General features: G+C 57.4%; 13 protein-coding genes. 9 read left to right on the top strand and 4 right to left on the bottom strand.

Annotated features, from left to right (window positions below; genetic code table 11):
* Positions 1–132 precede the first annotated feature (132 nt).
* Both AC781_RS11220 and AC781_RS11215 read left to right on the top strand, forming a co-directional pair.
* Positions 133–5871 carry an RHS repeat-associated core domain-containing protein gene (locus AC781_RS11220; RefSeq protein WP_067771516.1) on the top strand — a complete coding sequence of 1913 codons (5739 nt, stop codon included), beginning with the start codon at positions 133–135 and terminating at the stop codon, positions 5869–5871.
* A gap of 64 nt (positions 5872–5935) precedes the next feature.
* Positions 5936–6562: a tetratricopeptide repeat protein gene (locus AC781_RS11215; protein ID WP_067771519.1), complete on the top strand. Its 627-nt coding sequence runs from the start codon at positions 5936–5938 to the stop codon at positions 6560–6562.
* A 338-nt stretch (positions 6563–6900) separates the two neighbouring features.
* Here AC781_RS11215 and AC781_RS11210 read toward each other — a convergent pair whose 3' ends face one another.
* Entirely contained in the window at positions 6901–7359 is a 459-nt protein-coding gene (locus tag AC781_RS11210; RefSeq protein WP_067771522.1) for a nucleoside-diphosphate kinase, read from the bottom strand.
* Between the two features lie 102 nt (positions 7360–7461).
* Positions 7462–8292 carry a hypothetical protein gene (locus tag AC781_RS11205; protein ID WP_067771525.1) on the bottom strand — a complete coding sequence of 277 codons (831 nt, stop codon included), beginning with the start codon at positions 8290–8292 and terminating at the stop codon, positions 7462–7464.
* A gap of 158 nt (positions 8293–8450) precedes the next feature.
* Here AC781_RS11205 and AC781_RS11200 point away from each other — a divergent pair, with 158 nt between their 5' ends.
* Both AC781_RS11200 and smpB read left to right on the top strand, forming a co-directional pair.
* The gene (locus tag AC781_RS11200; RefSeq protein ID WP_067771527.1) at positions 8451–8717 is read left to right on the top strand and encodes a DNA-directed RNA polymerase subunit omega; all 267 of its coding nucleotides are present in this window, start codon (positions 8451–8453) and stop codon (positions 8715–8717) included.
* Between the two features lie 86 nt (positions 8718–8803).
* Positions 8804–9262, top strand: coding sequence for an SsrA-binding protein SmpB (gene smpB, locus AC781_RS11195; RefSeq protein WP_067771530.1), 459 nt, complete (start codon positions 8804–8806; stop codon positions 9260–9262).
* Between the two features lie 297 nt (positions 9263–9559).
* Here smpB and AC781_RS11190 read toward each other — a convergent pair whose 3' ends face one another.
* Positions 9560–10180 carry a peroxiredoxin gene (locus AC781_RS11190; RefSeq protein ID WP_067771975.1) on the bottom strand — a complete coding sequence of 207 codons (621 nt, stop codon included), beginning with the start codon at positions 10178–10180 and terminating at the stop codon, positions 9560–9562.
* Positions 10181–10388: 208 nt separating this feature from the next.
* Here AC781_RS11190 and dnaB point away from each other — a divergent pair, with 208 nt between their 5' ends.
* The 3 genes from dnaB to AC781_RS11175 are packed head-to-tail and all read left to right on the top strand — an operon-like array spanning position 10389 to position 14152.
* On the top strand, positions 10389–11822 hold the full coding sequence (dnaB, locus tag AC781_RS11185; protein WP_067771978.1) for a replicative DNA helicase: 1434 nt from the start codon (positions 10389–10391) through the stop codon (positions 11820–11822).
* 14 nt (positions 11823–11836) lie between these two features.
* Positions 11837–13153, top strand: coding sequence for an adenosylmethionine--8-amino-7-oxononanoate transaminase (bioA, locus tag AC781_RS11180; RefSeq protein ID WP_067771533.1), 1317 nt, complete (start codon positions 11837–11839; stop codon positions 13151–13153).
* A 9-nt stretch (positions 13154–13162) separates the two neighbouring features.
* A complete protein-coding gene (locus AC781_RS11175; RefSeq protein ID WP_067771536.1) occupies positions 13163–14152 on the top strand; it encodes an Lnb N-terminal periplasmic domain-containing protein in 990 nt (329 codons plus the stop codon).
* 69 nt (positions 14153–14221) lie between these two features.
* Here AC781_RS11175 and AC781_RS11170 read toward each other — a convergent pair whose 3' ends face one another.
* A complete protein-coding gene (locus AC781_RS11170) occupies positions 14222–14527 on the bottom strand; it encodes a DUF6506 family protein (protein WP_067771538.1) in 306 nt (101 codons plus the stop codon).
* Between the two features lie 204 nt (positions 14528–14731).
* On the opposite strand from AC781_RS11170, the gene AC781_RS11165 reads away from it, so the two are divergent.
* Both AC781_RS11165 and AC781_RS11160 read left to right on the top strand, forming a co-directional pair.
* Positions 14732–15895, top strand: coding sequence for a serpin family protein (locus AC781_RS11165; RefSeq protein ID WP_067771540.1), 1164 nt, complete (start codon positions 14732–14734; stop codon positions 15893–15895).
* 110 nt (positions 15896–16005) lie between these two features.
* On the top strand, positions 16006–17214 hold the full coding sequence (locus AC781_RS11160; RefSeq protein ID WP_067771546.1) for a serpin family protein: 1209 nt from the start codon (positions 16006–16008) through the stop codon (positions 17212–17214).
* The last annotated feature ends 82 nt before the right edge of the window (positions 17215–17296 follow it).

The raw sequence follows: 17296 nt of genomic DNA, 5'->3' as shown, positions 1-17296 counted from the left end.
AAAACACACATTTTTCGATTAAAAAACAAGAAAAATAGACAAAAAAGCCTACGGCGCCTGCTTTACAGGGTAGAAGACATCGCTTCTCCCGGCAGGCGCCCCGGCAACAAAACCTCAACACACATACACAACATGTCTTCACAACAATCCCCCCTCCATCCTTCCCCTGACTTCGTCGAATCCGAAGCCGACCTCGCCATGAACGGCTACCTGCCCGAAGGCTGGGCTCCCTTTATTCCCGGCGACGCGAATACCGCGGCATTCGCCTTGACCGAACATGCTGCCGACAGCTCGTCCTCGGACAGCGACTCCTCCTCCAGCAGCGATGACTCTTCATCCAGCGACTGGGACGATTCTTCCTCCAGCGATGACGACTCCTCGTCCAGCGACTGGGACGACTCCTCCAGCGACGACAACGACAAGCCCGACACGGAAAACGACCAGTTCTGCAACACCTGCACCTGCACCTGCGCCTGCGGCAAAGACAACGTCGCCAGCGAATCCTTCTTCACCGAAAACCACCTCGGCAGCACGCAGGACGTCGCCATGAACATCGTCTTCGGCATCGAACCGGACATCGCCGGCTGGTGCCCGGCCACCTTCCAGATTCTGGATCTCAACCCCCATTCCACCAGCTGGCACGACCCGGATATGCCACTGATCTACCGGCTCGGCTTCGTCTTCCAGCACGTCACCGAATGGAGCATCCAGCACGACCCCTACTCGAAAATCATCACCGTCGTCAAACCTTCAGGCAAAACGCTGCATTACCAATATGCCGGCGGCAAGGACACGGCGGAACGCGTCGGAGACACCCGCCAGTACTCCTCCCTCGTCCAAATCCTCAATGCAGACAAGACCCCCTGCAAAACAGGCACACCCGTCTATGCGGACTTCACCACGGCAGACGGAGCCTCCATCCGCTTCAACGTCCCCACAGCGACTGAGATCGGCAAACCTGTTCAACTGGTCACGGCCGACCGCGTCGTCGTCGACCTGGCCGCCTACGGCAGCAAAATGCGCCTCAAAAAAGACTTCGGCCTCATCAGCGGCATCTGGCACCACCTCGACGGCCTGCTGAACATCCGTGAAACGGAAATCCCTGCCGGGAACGGCACAGCCGCATCCTCGCGCATCGTCCTCGAATGGTACCCGAAAAACCAGGTCACGCCTTCCGGCGACTGGTACGCCACCACCGGCATGCCGGGCAAAACATGGACTCTGGAGGAAAACAACGCCACACAGGAAGGCAAAACCTACCGCCATCTCGCGATGACCGCCGTTCGCCCCGGCTCACCCGTCACCCGCGTCGACCGCTATCTCGCAGCCGACGAAACCGTCATCGACATGCCGACGGGCGAAGGCGACCGGCGCATCCGCTACTCCAACGTCCGCACCATCCAGTCCGACGGCACATGGGAACACCTGACGACCCGCCGCATGACGAGCGGGGACACAACGCCTACCTCCAGCACACGGCAGATCTACGAACTGATCGACGGCATCTGGCAGGAAACAAGCCGTACGGAAGGCTACGGCACCTCCCTCGCACAGACGACCACCTACACCTACGCAGACCTGCGCCTCAGCCGGATTGATTTTCAAAATGGAAACTATTGCTCTTACCAATACGACAGCAAGAGACGTGTCATCATGGAAGCTACTCCCTGGTCCGGCCGGGATGAGGCGTTGCCGAATGAGACTTGCGAGCAAGTCAAGATCACTGATTATTCCGATCTTCGTTTCAACGACTACCGCCCGTCCTCCATCCGGCAAATCATTCGCACGGCATCCGGCAAAGAAACCGAACTCTCCAAAGAAACATATGAATATTGGAATACGGTACTGGAACGTAGCGTCACCGTCAAAAAAACGGCTCTGGGCAGCGAGCTGGAACAAACCTCATCCTCCGTCTACTACGGGCCGGATGCACTGCCTCCCTTTGCCGCCGGGCGCATGAAAATGTCCCAAGGCATCAACGGAATCCAAACCGTCTCCTCCTATGCAGCCACCACGGCACACGGCGCCGCCTACTGCATCACCACGGAACAGCAGGTCGGCAACCAGCCCGTCGCAGGCCAAAGCACGCGCACAGTCTCCTACATGGCAGCAGACGGCACCGCCACCTGCACGGAAACCTACGCACACACCGGCAACGAATGGTCCCTGCTGACCCGTGAAACATACGAATACGACACCTACCGCAACCGCACGAAAACAGTCAAGGCCAACGGACGCACCTCCTCCACCGAATGGATGTGCTGCGGCCCCCTCCGCCAGACCGATGAAGACGGCGTCATCACCACCTACTCCTACAACGCTGCGCACCAGCTCATCGAAACCATCCGCTCGGCCACGGCCACCACGCCGGAAACCATCGTCTCCTACACGAGGGATGCGGCAGGCAGGGCCATCGCCACGCGCACGGACATCGGCCCGATGACCACGACCACCTCCACCGTGTACGACGCCCTCGGCCGCACCGCCTCCACGACGGACGAATTGGGGCGCACCACGAGATATGAATACAGTGATGACGGACTGACCGAAACCGTCACCTCTCCCACAGGCGCCACAATTGTCACCGCCAGGCACAACGACGGCAATATCGACACCATCACCGGAACGGCGCAACAGGCCGAAAAACACATCCAATACCTGAGCTCGGCAGGCCTGTATACGGAAATGCAGAAACAAGACGAAAACGGCAACTGGATCCGCATCGGCAACACAATCTCCGACTATTTCGGACAAACCGTCTACGACATCCGCCCTGCAGTCGCAGACGATACATTGATCAGCACAACATCGCAATACAACGCCAAAGGTCAACTGGTCAGCCAGCAGACGAAAGCCGACGGCGGCAGCTCCGACACAACCATCCTTGCCCCCGTCCTCTACGCATACGATGCCATGGGCAACATGGTCAAACAAACCGTCGACCTCTCGCCGAAACCATCCCGCATCACGGAACACGCTCAAACCTACATCTGCGAAGAAGACGGCGTCTACAGCCAACAAACTACCACTACTTACAACGCCGAGGGCCAGCCGCTCACGCAAACGTCATTGACCCTGACCTCCGACCTTGATCTCGAACTCGCCTCCAAAACCGTCACCATCGACGTCCGCGGCAACCGCAGCGTCCAGTGGACCCACTACGGCACCCCCACCCAGCGCATCAGCTATACCACCCAGCCGGGCATCGACGCCGTCGCCAGCCAGACCGGCATGGACGGCTTCGTCATCCATGCCACGGACTACGCCGGCATCGTCACCAACTACCGCCGCAGCTACACCGCCGCCGGCATGGTCATGACGCAAACCGACGGACGTGGCAACGCTACCACCGCCGAATACGACACAGCCGGCCGTCCCGTCAAAACCATCGACGGAGCCGGTAACGCCACCACCACGGCATACGACCACGTTACCGGCCAGCCCTCCTGCATCACCGATGCGCAGGGCAAAACCGCCTGCTACCGCTACGACATCCGCAGCCGTAAAACGGCCCAGTACGGCACAGCCGTACAACCCATCGTCTGGGACTACACCGACGATAACCGAATCTCTGACATGTGGACGTGGAAAAATCCGGCCCAGATAATCGAAACGGATCCTTCCAGCCTTATCAACCAGCCGGAAGCCGAACATACGCTCTGGTCCTATGACGCGGCCACAGGCCTCCTCATCACTAAACGGTACGCGGACGACAAAGAAGACACCTACACCTACGACAGCCTCAACCGCCTTGCAAGCAAAAAAGATGCTCGTGATATCACGGCAACCTACACCTACCATTCCCTCACCGGGGAACTTGCAGGCACCACCTACAACGACGACACCCCCGCCGTCACCTACGCCTACAACCACCTCGGCCAGCCCACCCAGATCACCGACGCCTCCGGCGCCCGCACCTTCCGCTACAACCAATACGGCGAAGTGGAAAGCGAACAAACGGAAGGCCCCGTTGAAAGCATCCTCACCCATACCCGCGACACCTGGGGCCGCACGAACGGCTACAGTCTCAAGCACAGGAACGTGCCCATCGACACCGTCGACTACGCCTACGACACCGCCGGACGCCTCGCCGCATCCTCCGGCTTCGCCTACGCCTACGACACCCAAAGCGGACTCCTCAACCACATCCTCTACCCCTCCGGCCTCCGCCGCGAACACACCTGGCACCCCGACCTCAACATCATCACCGACATCCGCTACAACGGCCTCAACGTCCAAACAGCGCTCCACCCCGACCGCTACCGCTACGACTACGACAGCCTCCTGCGTCCCGTCAGCCAAAGCGACTACCGCAACGCATCAACCAAACCCACTGTCACCCGCACCTACGCCTACAACGGCCGCAGCGAACTCACCGGTGAAACATCCACCGACGGAACCCGGCATGCGTACGCCTACGACAACATCGGCAACCGCATCACCGCGCAAAACAACGCCACGGCAACCTCCTACCAAACCAACCTCGTCAACCAGTACAGCTCCATCGCCGCACAGGGACAGGCAACCTTCTCCCCCGCCTACGATGCCGCAGGCAACCAAACGCTCATCCGCACCGCCACCGGAGAATGGAACGCCCAACACAACGCCGACAACCGCCCCACCTCCTTCCAACAGGGAGACCGGCGCATCGACAGCGTCTATGACTTCATGGGCCGCCGCATAGAAAAAGCGACAAGTGATGATTCCGGCTTGACGAAACGCCTCCGCTACATCTATCATGGATACGTGCAAATTGCCGAAATCGACGCGACGGACGAAACTGCCCTGTACGTCGCGAAAACCTACCGGTGGGACCCCTCCGAACCCGTCGCCACACGCCCCCTCGCCCTCACCCTGTGGACGCGTGAAGGCACGGCACGCGAAACCCTCTACTACGCCCACGACCTCCGCAAAAACGTCGTCTCACTCTTCGATGGCAAAGGCCTGCGCCGTGCATCCTACCAGTACGACCCCTACGGCAACATCACCTCCATGGAAGGCGACATGGCCAAGGAAAACCCATTCCGCTTCTCCTCCGAACACCACGACGAAGACCTCGGCCTCGTCTACTACAACTACCGCCACTACAACCCCACCGATGGCCGCTGGACCTCACGCGACCCAATCGCTGAACAAGGGGGATGGAATTTGTACGGCTTCGTTGGGAATAGGCCTTTGTACTATACAGATAAATTAGGATTAGCTAGCTCCGATCCAAGTAGTCCCTATCATACGGGCCCTTCGCCTTACATTAATAGACAATCAGATAGTCGCCAAACGAATAATAAAAAAATAGACGACTCGAGCCCTGAATATGATGGAGAAGAAATAACACCAGAAATGGTTCGTGACTGTATGTATGGTAAAGCCTACATTGATGAACGCACGTGCTGGTTTTGGTCTACAATAGTCGAATGGAAATATGGACAATGTTTCACTGAACCACTGGGTAGACACAAACGTGCTTATGTTGTTGCAAAGTGGAAGCCATCCAACAGTACAACTCTTAAAAATGGGAAAACCTACCCATGTACCAAAGTGATGGATGCCTACGCTAAACGCCGCCAAGATATTCCAGCAATCACTGTGCGTGTTTTTCGCATTATATGTCAAAACAAAAAAACATTTGAAGAAACCTACTATTTTTCCCTCGGCCACGAAAAACCAACACTATTGGGATTCCGGGATATAAATGAACTCTCTCAGGCAGATCGTGTTGGCTACGGTAGTGGTTATCAAGGTGGAGGCTTAGCTATTGGTCTTTTTCGTACGGGACTGATTGGTATTCGCTTTCATATTGAAGCAACAGATGCAAAAGATGGTGGGCATGTAGTTACTATATCAAATAAATCGTATTATTTCGGAGAATAAAAACACATCATTTTCATGCACTTTACCAAAATATGGTAAAGTGCATGGCAAGTAATCAACACAAATGCAAACTAAAAAAATCATAGGATTCCTAGGCGGTATATTGATCATACAACCGTATTTATTGGCCGAGTCTATGCACGGCACAAATGAACCGCAACAACAGCAGACTAATGTGGACGAAGTGCTGAAAATGCAAAAACGCCTATATAAAAAAGGCATATTTCGATCCGCAATCCCTGCTCCGCCCGACGATATGTTGCAACGAGCAATCAAAGGGGAAATGGAGGGTCAATACCAATTAGGGGGTTGGTTTTATGAGTATATTGTATACGAGGAACAATGTGTACAAATAAGCGAATCGTGGCTGAAAATGGCAGCATTACAAGGATTAGCGGAAGCCCAATGGCAACTCGGTCATTTATACAGGAATTATAGAAATAACGAGCAACTGGCCAAATCGTGGTTTAAAAAGTCAATAACCAGTTTTGAAAAACGCACAGATTCCACTGCATATAAATTTTTATATGCCATATATTATGACGGTACAGGTACAGAAGTAAATATTGAGAAAGCGAAGGAATATGCGTTGAAATATGTCACCCGTTGCCAACAAGAAAAAACACAGCCTAGGTGGATAGACCTAGAACCCGAAATACGGGAATACGTTTTAGAACAAACAAAAAAATAATATTTTAATATTAATTGCGATAGATAGAAAATAGTTACACGCATTCATTTTATATTTCTGAAATAATCTTTAATACATACCATCTGGAAGTATCGTTACCATGTCGCCTTCCTGCTTTTCATCAGGTAAACGGCCTTGCTGATTCCAAGGATTTCCCCCTTCTCCCGGCATCGTTATGGAAGAAGCGGATCGTTATTCCATCCAGTCATCTGCCGGGTGGGGGTATTCCCAATCCTCCGCCCGGATTACCGAGGTTACCTTCCCGATAAAACAAACAACCGCCCCATGCAATGGAGCGGTTGTTTGCGTGTTGAATGAATGTTCGAGGTTGCCGGAGATCAATCCATGCAGCAGGTGAAGAGCTCACCTTCCTTGAAGAAGCGGTGCAGTTCGGCATCGGCGGATTCGGGAGAATCGGAGGCGTGGCAGATGTTCATCATGCTGTCTGTGCCGAAGTCGCCGCGGATGGTTCCCTTGTCGGCTTTCTGCGAGTTGGTCGGCCCGAGGAGTTCACGCACGCGGACGATGACGCCGGGGCCGCTGAGAGCCAGGGCGACCACGGGGGAGCTGGTCATGAAAGTACTCAGTTTCGGGAAGAGAGGTTTGCCGTCGATCACGAGGTCGATGATGTGCGCGTAATGTTCGCGAAGCACTTCTTCAGTCAGTTGCATCATCTTGATACCGCGAATGCGAAAACCTTCGTCCAAGAAACGCTTCAGCACGGCGCCGGAGAGATTCTTGCGCACGCAGTCCGGCTTGAACAGAATCAATGTTGTTTCTTCTTTGGGGTATGGCATAGTATATTTTCTTTCTTGGAAGCGGTGAGAAATACTCGCTTCGCCACCGTTTGTCAAGCGTAAAGGCAAGAAAAACCGCCTGATACGACTTTTTTCCTGCCATCATTCCCCGGCATAGGTCTTGCAGCGGTTGGTCCATCCCTGCAACCAACGTTGTTCTCCACGGGCTTTCGGGCTGTTGGCGACACGGCGGGCCAATACCCCGGCAGCCGCACGGGAGAATTCGCGGCAGGCTTCGCTGCCCTGCGGCTGCCCGCGCATGTTTTCGAGGACCTGCAGCAAGCCCCATCCCTGCCCGTTGTAGCGTTCATCGGGGTTGGTTCCCTCGCCCTTGAAGTTCACATAGTCCACCAGCGCATACATGCCGCCCGTCGTCCGCGAGAGGGCATGATACCGGGCTTCTACCTCCCGGGGCTGCGACGATGCCGCCAGCATGGCGGGGAGAGCCTGCCGGGAGCGCGCCATGATGAATTCCGTCTGGAGCCGCACGATGCCGGGCTGGGCGAGCCATGCACGCATTGCATTCACGCGGGGATTCCGGGCATCAGCCATGAAGGCGGAGCGGCTGCTCCACGGCGGCGTGCCTTGCAGCTCGGAGGGTACGCGAGCGCCCTTCGCCTGAGCGAACCGGACGAACGACGGCCAGCTTTCTTCGAACGGCCCCCTGTATCCCTTCGGGTACCAGATGAAGTGGCCGATGCCGAGCGAAGGAAATTCTTCCCCGGCATTCCACGAGACGAGGCCTTCCTGCTTCCCGGCGCATTCATTCTGCCAGATGCGGCCTCCCAGCGCCATCACATCCACCAGGGCATTGCCTTGCGCTGCCTGCGGCACGGCGCCGGTTTTCCCTCGCGCCGCAGGAGCGGAAGCCGGCACGGGGCTGGTGCAAGATACGGCAGCGGCGGAAAGCAGAACGAGAAGCATCGTCTTCATGAGGGGATGATGGCGTTTTCGGCACGGGTTGTCAAGGAGCGCTGGCTTCCATAACCAATTATTTTACCATCTGACACACTCGAGGCTTGCTTCCGCCACTCCGTTCGGTTAAGTTTTTCCGCTCGCGGGCTCAGAATCCCGCTCGTGTCCCTTTTCTCATGAAGACTGAACTTATTGATAAAGCCGCCCAAGTGGTTCAAGATCCCCAGTTGTTGGTCAACATCGTCTCCCAGCGCGTTGCCCAGCTCAACTCCGGCCGATCCCCGCTGATTCCGACGACTCCGCACATGGGTGCCGGGGATATCGCCCTGACCGAGATTATCGAAGGCAAGCTCGTCTGGCAAAAGAAGGAAGAATCCGTCTCCGTATCTACCACAGACGAAGCTTCCGGCGACGACGATTTCCCCTTCGGCAGCGACAACTGATTGCCTCAGGTTTTTCCATGACGGCGGCCTGAGTCTTTGCGATTCAGGCCGCTTGTCGATTCATCACCCCACCTTCCTCCCGACCAATGGCCTCCGACATCTCCACCAATAAAAAAGCCCGCCGCGATTACGAAATCCTCGAGCAGCATGAGTGCGGCCTCGAGTTGAAAGGCACGGAGGTGAAATCCATCCGCGCCGGCAAAGTGAACATCTCCGATGCCTTCGCCCGCGTCGAGAAAGGGCAGCTCCTCCTGTACGGCTGCGACATCCAGCCGTGGGAAACGGCAGGCGAGTTCTTCCAGCATGCACCGAAACGCCCCCGGCGCATGCTCATGCACAAACGGGAGATCTTCAAGATTGAAATGAAGCTCGCCCAGAAGGGCTATTCCCTGCCCCTCCTCCGCCTGTACTGGAAGAACGGCAAGGTGAAAGCCGAGATCGGCGTCGGCAAGGGCAAAACGTTCCGCGACCAGCGCTACGATCTCAAGGCTCGCGTCGAACTGCGCGAAGTGCAGCGCGAAGTCTCCCGGTTCAACCGCCGCTGACGATCCGTCTCCACGGCGGTTTGAGCCACAGAGTGCGCAGATTGGCACAGACTTTGACTATGCGCATCCGGCTGACCGCCGGATAAGGAATAAAATCATGATTTTCAATATTTTGCAAAAATAACAATAAAATATTGAAAATAAATATCCATTAGCATACCTCAATCCGGCAATCGGCCGGATTTTCACTTGCTTCATCTCTGCCAATCCGTGTCATCTGCAGCTAACCCTCGTTTGCCACACGAAAAAGGCGGAGCCGGAGCCCCGCCTTGAACATAGAGAATGTAAAGCCCGTGCTTACTTGCTCAGGTATTCCGCCACGCCTTCGTGGCTGGGTTTCATGGCTTCTGCGCCCTTGTGCCAGCCGAGCGGGCAAACTTCGCCGAACTGCTCGAAGTGCTGGAGAGCGTCCACCACGCGGAGCGCTTCGTCCGTCGAGCGGCCGAGGGGCATATCGTTGATGAGCTGGTGGCGCACGATGCCCTGCTTGTCGATCAGGAAAAGGCCGCGGTAGGCAACGAGATCGCCCACGGTCTGCACTTCGCCGTCTTCATCCACATACTGCTCACCGGCAAGCACATCGTAGCTCTCGGAGATCGTCTTGTTGATATCGGAGACGATCGGGTACGTCACGCCCTGAATGCCGCCCTGCACGCGCGGGGTGTTGACCCATGCCCAGTGGCAGAATTCGGAGTCCGTGGAACAGCCGATCACGGCCACATCACGCTTTTCGAACTCGGGCAGAGCATCCTGAAAACCGATCAGCTCCGTGGGGCATACGAACGTGAAGTCCTTCGGGTAGAAGAACAGAAGCACGTACTTCTTGCCAAGATACTGTTCCAGAGAGAAATTCTCGACGATTGCGCCGTTCACAACTGCGCTTGCCTTAATTGCGGGTGCTTTTTTTCCTACTAACATATTATTGAATATGGCTTTTCTTTTGCCGGATGTAATATCGCATACATCTTCTTCATCCGTCAAGAGCAAATCGCGACTTTTTATAATCATTCAAAAATTTAACCGTCATCCTTCCGCCCTCCGGTTTCCGGGTCGCCGGCTTGACACCATACGCGGCTTTATGGTAGCCTGTCCTCCGCTTCATCGCTTCCTTTTCCCTTCCGATTCCATGAGTAACGATGCCACCTCCTTCTCTCCCCTTGAGCTGACGAAAGCTCCGGCGTCCTCACCGGAATCCCGCACCGTGCCTCAGGCGCCGCGCGTCGAAAAAAGCGTCCTCTCCATGATGACCATCGACCCCTCGTACATCCTGGGCCGCTGCATCACGAAAGGCATGGGGGAAGAATACTTCTACGTACCGGCCCACAAACTGCTCTGGAACATCTTCCTCGACCGCTACAACAAAAACCAGCCGCTCGACATCACCTCCGTCGCACAGGAATTGACGGACAAGCACCAGCTCGAAGCCGTCGGCGGGCTCGCGGGACTCACCGAAATCTACTCCTACACCACGAACACCGCGCTGTTCGACCCGCACTTCGAAACCCTGCAGGAAAAATACGTCCTCCGCTCCATCATCGCCACCACCTCGCGCTCGATGGAAAAGGCCTTCGCCGCCGAAGAGGAAATCGCCGAACTGCTCGACTCCGTGGAACAGGACGTCCTCGGCATCCGCGAGAAAATGAAACACGGGGAGGAACAATCCCTCTCCACGGTCATCGCCGAAGCCGTCACGAACATGGAACGCTTCCTCGCGCAAAAAGGCGGCATCCTCGGCATCACCACCGGCTTCGAAAAGCTTGATCGCATGAGCAACGGCCTCAAGGCCGGTGAACTCTTCGTCGTCGCAGCCCGCCCCTCCATGGGTAAAACATCCTTCCTGCTCAACATGATGGAGCACATCGCGCTCGACCTGAACAAGCCCTCCCTCATCTTCTCCTGCGAAATGCCCTCCGTCCAGCTCGTCGAACGCCTCATCTTCGCCCGCAGCGGCATCCGCCGCGCAGAAATGATGGCCCGCGGCTCCATGACCCAGCAGGAACAAAAACACTTCGCGCGCGTCGTCAGCGTCCTGCGCAAATCCCGCCTCGTACTGGACGACACCGCAGCCATCTCCATCAACGAACTCCGGGCCAAGGCACGCCGCGTCCTGCGCGACCAGGGGGAACTCGCCGCCATCGGCATCGACTACCTCCAGCTCATGCGCTCGCACACCAAACAGGCCCAGAACAGCCGCGAACGCGAAATCGCCGAAATCTCCAGCGGCCTCAAATCCCTCGCCAAGGAACTCAAGGTACCCATCATCGTACTCGCCCAGCTCAACCGCGGCCCGGAAAACCGCACCGGCGGCAGCCTCGGCGTACCCCGCATGTCCGACCTCCGCGAATCCGGAGCCATCGAACAGGATGCCGACATGATCGGCCTCCTCTACCGCTCCGCCTACTATGCGGAAAACGACGAAGAACGCCAGCAGCGCGCCGGACACGCCAACCTCCTCCTCGCCAAAAACCGCAACGGCCCCACCGGCGACGTCCCCCTCTACTTCGAAGCCGAACTCATGCGCTTCTCCACCCGTCAGGATGAAGAAGGCTCCGGCGAATAACGCCCCTTTTCATCATGACACCGCAGGAACAAACCTCCCACTGGATCGCGCAGGACCTCGCGCATTGCTGGCACCCCTTCAACCCCCAAAGCATCTGGGGGCAGGAAAGCGAAATCCTCATGATCGAACAAGGAGAGGGAGTCTGGCTCACAGACAGCCTCGGCCGCAAATACATCGACGGCAACAGCTCCATCTGGGTCAACATCCACGGCCACAGCCACCCCCGCCTCATCGACGCCATGAAGGCGCAGCTCGACAAAATCGCGCACAGCTCCTTCCTCGGCTTCGGGCACGGCCTCGCCTCCGAACTCGCCGCCCGCCTCGTCTCGTACTTCCCGGAAAACACCCTCACCCGCGTCTTCTTCTCGGACGACGGCTCCACCGCCCTCGAATCCGCCCTCAAACTCGCCTTCCAATCCTCCATCCAAACCCCCGGCAAAGAACGCCGCCGCCGCTTCATCGCCTTCTCGAACTGCTACCACGGCGACACCATGGGAGCCGCCAGCCTCGGAGGAGTCGGCACCTTCTTTGAAAAATTCCGGGGCTTCGGCATGGAAGTCTCCCACGTCCGCAGCATGGACGACCTCCGCGCCCTCGACGAAGAAACCTGCGCCCAAACCTGCGGCATCGTCATCGAACCCATCATCCAGGGAGTCAACCGCATGACCCCGTGGCCCGAAGGCATGCTCCGCGAACTCCGCGACTGGTGCGACTCCCGGGGCATCCTCCTCATCTTCGACGAAGTCATGACCGGCTTCGGCCGCACCGGCCACCTCTTCGCCTGCATGAAAGAAGGCATCATCCCCGACTTCCTCTGCTGCGCCAAAGGCCTCACCGGAGGCTACACCCCCATGGCCGCCGTCCTCACCACCGAAACAGTCTACAATGCCTTCCTCGGCGCACCCACCGAAGGCAAAACCTTCTACTACGGCCACAGCTTCACGGCCCATCCCATCGGCTGCGCCGCCGCCATGGCCTCCCTCGACATCTTCGAACAGGAACGCACCCTCGAACAACTGCCGCCCAAAATCCGCCTCATCGACGAACTCTCGCAGCAGCTCCTCCACACCAACCCCTTCATCTCCGCCGTCCGCGCCACCGGCATGATCCTCGGCATCGACCTCTGCCGCGAAAACGGCTCCCCCTTCACCCCCGAAGAACGCGCCGGAGAAAAAGCCTGCGTCGCCATGCGCCCGCACGGCCTCCTCACCCGCCCCGTCGTCCACGACACCGTCGTCCTCATGCCCCCCCTCTGCATCACCGAAGACGAACTCCGCCTCGCCTTCAACGCGCTTGATGCAGGCATCCGGGACGCCTTCACCTCCTGCTGACACCCCCGCATGCCCGCCCTCCGCCAAACGCTCCGCATCCTTCACCTCATCCTGCTCGGCATCGTCCTCCTGTGGAGCGCGGGCATCGTCTGGTACTGCCTCCCTCTCGTCTGGCTCTTCCTCACCCTCTACCTCGGCGGCATCGCCGCAGCCGTCTACTACCGCCGGTGGAAATGGAGCATCCCCGGCCTCTGGGCGCTCGCTGCCATCCTCAACATCGGATACCTCTGCATCACCCCCACCAACGACCGTCCCTGGCTCCCCTCATGGAGCCGCCTCCCCTACGGCACCATCCAAGGAAACACCCTCACCCTGCACGACATCCGCGACTTCAACTACCGCAGCGTCGACGACTACGACGTCCGCTACATCACCCAAACCTACGACCTCGCCCGGCTCCGCACCCTCGACTTCGCCGTCTGCCACTGGGACGGCATGGAAGCCGTTGCCCACACCATGCTCACCTTCGGCTTCTCGGACGGCCGCCAGCTCGCCCTCTCCTGCGAAACCCGCCTCGACTCCGAAACGCCCCAAGGCACCATCGCCGGACTCTACAAACGCTTCGGCTTCATCTACATCTTCGCCACCGAACCGGACATCTTCGCCCTCCGCTCCAACTACCGCCCCGAAGACCTCTACCTCTACCGCTTCAACATGACCCCGGCTCAAATCCGCACCGTCCTCACCGACTTCGTCGAACGCGCCAACGCCCTCCATAAACACCCCGAATTCTACAACACCCTCCTCCACAACTGCACCACGGAACTCCTCCCCTCCCTCAAAAAAGCCACCCCCGGCATCCGCACCAACCCCATCATCCTCCTCAACGGCTTCATCGACCAGAAAGCCTTCGACCGCGGCGCACTCCAGCACCGCCCCGGAGAAACCTTCGACCAACTTAAAAAACGCTCCTTCGTCCCCTACGACACCTCCAAAAACGCCCCGGAACACTACTCCGAAGCCATCCGGCAGCACATCGGCATCATGGAAGCTTCCTGACCGCTACCCCACGAAGCGACGACCCTCGCCTCGTTTCAAAAAGAACCTTGCTCGCAAGGCAATGGCAGCTTAAAACACCCCGTCACCGCTCTGATGACCGAAAGCCGGGTGAAGATCGAACCTCACCACCCCGACAAGCGCCTTGCCTTCAACTGCCTTGCTGATACGCGCCACACCATTGAAGCCGAACCCGGCACACAGCTCGATTGCAGTCACGCCCTGGTTCACCAAATCCTGAGCCACCCGTTCCGCCTCCTCATAATCCTTCACTCCGACAACAGCCAAGCTGACAACCGGAGAATCGATAAACGCATGATGCTCCTTATAGTCATTCTCCGGAGCGATATAAATGAAAGCTGCTTTTGTTGTTGCCATAATAAGTATTTTCAGTTAAAAAAACCCCAATGCCATTTCCGTTTTGGAAAAGCCATGTTCTTGGAATCCAAAAAACGAAGCCTGTATATATGCTTTCCTTATGCAAGTAAAGTCCCGAACATGACTTGAGCTCGATTCATCGGCATCGCCCATGAACATCAAAACTCCCACCCCGAAACATTAAACCCCACACCGCATCCACACATGAAACACATCCGTACAACCGCCGCCCTCGCCCTGCTGACCGCCCTGCACCCCGCCGCCGCAGACGAACCGAACCGCTTCAGCCTCGAACTGCTGAAACAGGCGGACAAACAGCACCAGGGCAACATCTGCATCGCACCCTGCTCAGCAGCCGCACCCCTCCTCATCCTGGAAAAAGGAGCTGCAGGCGCCACCCGGCAGCAAATTGCCGACACCCTCGGCGGCACCAAACCCTGGCTACCCTCCCTGCGCCAGCAAAAAGGAAACTCCCTCCAGACCGCACAAATCTATGTGGACGCCAGCTTCCCCCTGAAACAGGGATTCCGCAACGCATGGCCGAAACAGACCCTCATCAGCCTCGACATCCGCAATGCGCCGGACAAAGCCCGCACAGCCATCAACAACTACATCCGCACCTCCACATCCGACGCCATCCGCGAACTCCTCCCTCCCGACTCCGTCAGCGGCAATACTGCATTCATCGCCGTCTCCGCACTCCGGTACCGGAGCCATTGGCTCACCCCCTTCGCCAAACACTACACCGTCCCCCGCCCCTTCACCCTGCCCAGCGGCACCACGAAAACCGTGCCGACCATGCACAAGGTAGCCTCCTTCAACTACGTAATCGACCCTCAATACAGTGCCGTCGAACTGCCGTACCGCACCCCGCCCGAAAGCTCCGCACAGGCTCCCGGCAGCATGATCGCCATCCTCCCGCCCGAAGGCACAGCCATCGAAAACTTCATCTCCACCCTCACACCGGAAACCATCGCCGACATGCGGAAAAAACTCGCCGCATCGCAAAACGGGCGCAACCTGCGCGACATCGTCCTCGCCATCCCGAAATTCACCATCTCATCCACCTTCGACCTCTCCAAAGCCCTGCCCGCCATGGGCATGCCGAATGCCTTTCAGGACACCGCCGACTTCTCCGGCATCTCGCCTACACCCGGGCTCAAAATCAACGGATTCCACCACCAATGCAACATCGCCATCGATGAAAAAGGCACCGTCGTCACAGCAGCATCCAGTGCCGACGCCCCCTTCGGCGCACCGCCACGGCTCGACTTCAAACTCAACCGCCCCTTCCTCTGGCTCATCGTCCCGAACTCACCCGACCCCGCCACCCCCATCCTCATCCTCGGCATCGTCCGGGAGCCGTGATACCCGATCCAAACGGCGAGACCCTCCATTTCCTCCTTGATTGCCGCCAAGGAACATCTATTATCATACAGACACAGAAACTCTGTGCATTATTCCAAACTCCTGACAACATGAACAAAACCGCCCCACTCCTGCTCGCAGCCACCATCGGCCTCACCACCGCAGTTGCCGACGAAACCCGCAATTTCGGCCTTGAACTACTGCAACAAACAGCCAAGGCCCAACAGGGAAACATCTGCATCTCCCCCTATTCCGCAGCCGGAACCCTCCGGCTCCTCGAACCCGGAGCTGCGCACGAAACGCTGGCCCAGATAAAAACCCTCCTCTCCAGCACCTCCGGACTCCAGACACTGGCAGAAAAAACAACTCTCGCCCTTGAAACGGCGAACCGCATCTATGTAGACTCACAGCTACCCCTGAATGCAGCCTACAAGGCCGCAGTACCGAAAGGAGCGGTCACATCCATCGACTTCCGGAACAATCCCGGCGCAGCACGCGACACCATCAACCAATGGGTCTCGAAGGCCACCCATCGGCGCATCGACAACATCCTGCCCAGCGGCAGCATCGTACAAAACACCCGCCTCGTCGCAGTCAATGCCGTTTGTTTCAAAAACAAATGGGAAATGGAATTCCTTCCGGACAACACGAAGCCGGAAGCATTCACCCTGACCGACGGCACCGTGAAGCAAGTCCCCATGATGCACCACAGTTTCAGGTTCACCTGCAGCAAGACCGAGGCATACAGCGCCATCGAACTTCCCTACATGCCAGACGATAAAGCCATCGAGAACCGGGAGAAAGTCAAAAAGCCATGGACAAAAGGAAGCATGATCGCCATCCTGCCGCCCGAAGGGGTCTCCGTCGATGAATTCGTCAGCAAGCTGGATGCATCCAAACTCACCGAAATCCGCCGTCATCTCAACAAAACAAGAATCGAAAGTAAACGACCCGTCGTTGCTCTGGCTTTGCCGAAATTCAAATACACCATGGATATCGACATGCGACAGACACTGATTGCGCTCGGTATGAAAAACGCCTTCACGCCCAATGCGGACTTCTCCGGCATTTCTTCGGACAAAACTCCGTTGCAGCTCTCCGCCGCCTATCAAAAATGCCTCATTTCGGTGGATGAGGAAGGCACGGAAGCGGCGGCAGCCACGGCGGCGGTAGCATTTTGGGGAGACGGCCCGGTCGAAATGAGAACGGATCATCCCCTCGTCCTCCGGTTCGACAGACCATTCGTATGGATCGTCGTTGCCGACCGCGACGAGCCCACCTGCACCCCCCTCTTCATGGGCATCGTCCGCGAACCGTAACCGGACAGCCGATTGCGTGAAGCTGTAACACTCTTGTTACACAATCTTTTCTTGCCTCCGGCAGAAACAGCGTGCTACAACA

It is taken from the genome of Neoakkermansia glycaniphila (assembly GCF_001683795.1).
Lineage (GTDB): Bacteria > Verrucomicrobiota > Verrucomicrobiia > Verrucomicrobiales > Akkermansiaceae > Akkermansia > Akkermansia glycaniphila.
Note: the sequence above shows the minus strand (reverse complement) of the source record. Positions and strands in the feature narration are given on the sequence as shown.

Bases quoted from the DNA above. Each gene is read 5' to 3' on its own strand.
- AC781_RS11175 (WP_067771536.1), top strand. From the start codon at position 13,163: ATGCCCGCCCTCCGCCAAACGCTCCGCATCCTTCACCTCATCCTGCTC.
- AC781_RS11190 (WP_067771975.1), bottom strand. From the start codon at position 10,180: ATGTTAGTAGGAAAAAAAGCACCCGCAATTAAGGCAAGCGCAGTTGTG.
- smpB (WP_067771530.1), top strand. From the start codon at position 8,804: ATGGCCTCCGACATCTCCACCAATAAAAAAGCCCGCCGCGATTACGAA.
- AC781_RS11165 (WP_067771540.1), top strand. From the start codon at position 14,732: ATGAAACACATCCGTACAACCGCCGCCCTCGCCCTGCTGACCGCCCTG.
- AC781_RS11215 (WP_067771519.1), top strand. From the start codon at position 5,936: ATGCAAACTAAAAAAATCATAGGATTCCTAGGCGGTATATTGATCATA.
- AC781_RS11210 (WP_067771522.1), bottom strand. From the start codon at position 7,359: ATGCCATACCCCAAAGAAGAAACAACATTGATTCTGTTCAAGCCGGAC.
- dnaB (WP_067771978.1), top strand. From the start codon at position 10,389: ATGAGTAACGATGCCACCTCCTTCTCTCCCCTTGAGCTGACGAAAGCT.
- AC781_RS11170 (WP_067771538.1), bottom strand. From the start codon at position 14,527: ATGGCAACAACAAAAGCAGCTTTCATTTATATCGCTCCGGAGAATGAC.
- AC781_RS11205 (WP_067771525.1), bottom strand. From the start codon at position 8,292: ATGAAGACGATGCTTCTCGTTCTGCTTTCCGCCGCTGCCGTATCTTGC.
- AC781_RS11200 (WP_067771527.1), top strand. From the start codon at position 8,451: ATGAAGACTGAACTTATTGATAAAGCCGCCCAAGTGGTTCAAGATCCC.
- AC781_RS11160 (WP_067771546.1), top strand. From the start codon at position 16,006: ATGAACAAAACCGCCCCACTCCTGCTCGCAGCCACCATCGGCCTCACC.
- AC781_RS11220 (WP_067771516.1), top strand. From the start codon at position 133: ATGTCTTCACAACAATCCCCCCTCCATCCTTCCCCTGACTTCGTCGAA.
- bioA (WP_067771533.1), top strand. From the start codon at position 11,837: ATGACACCGCAGGAACAAACCTCCCACTGGATCGCGCAGGACCTCGCG.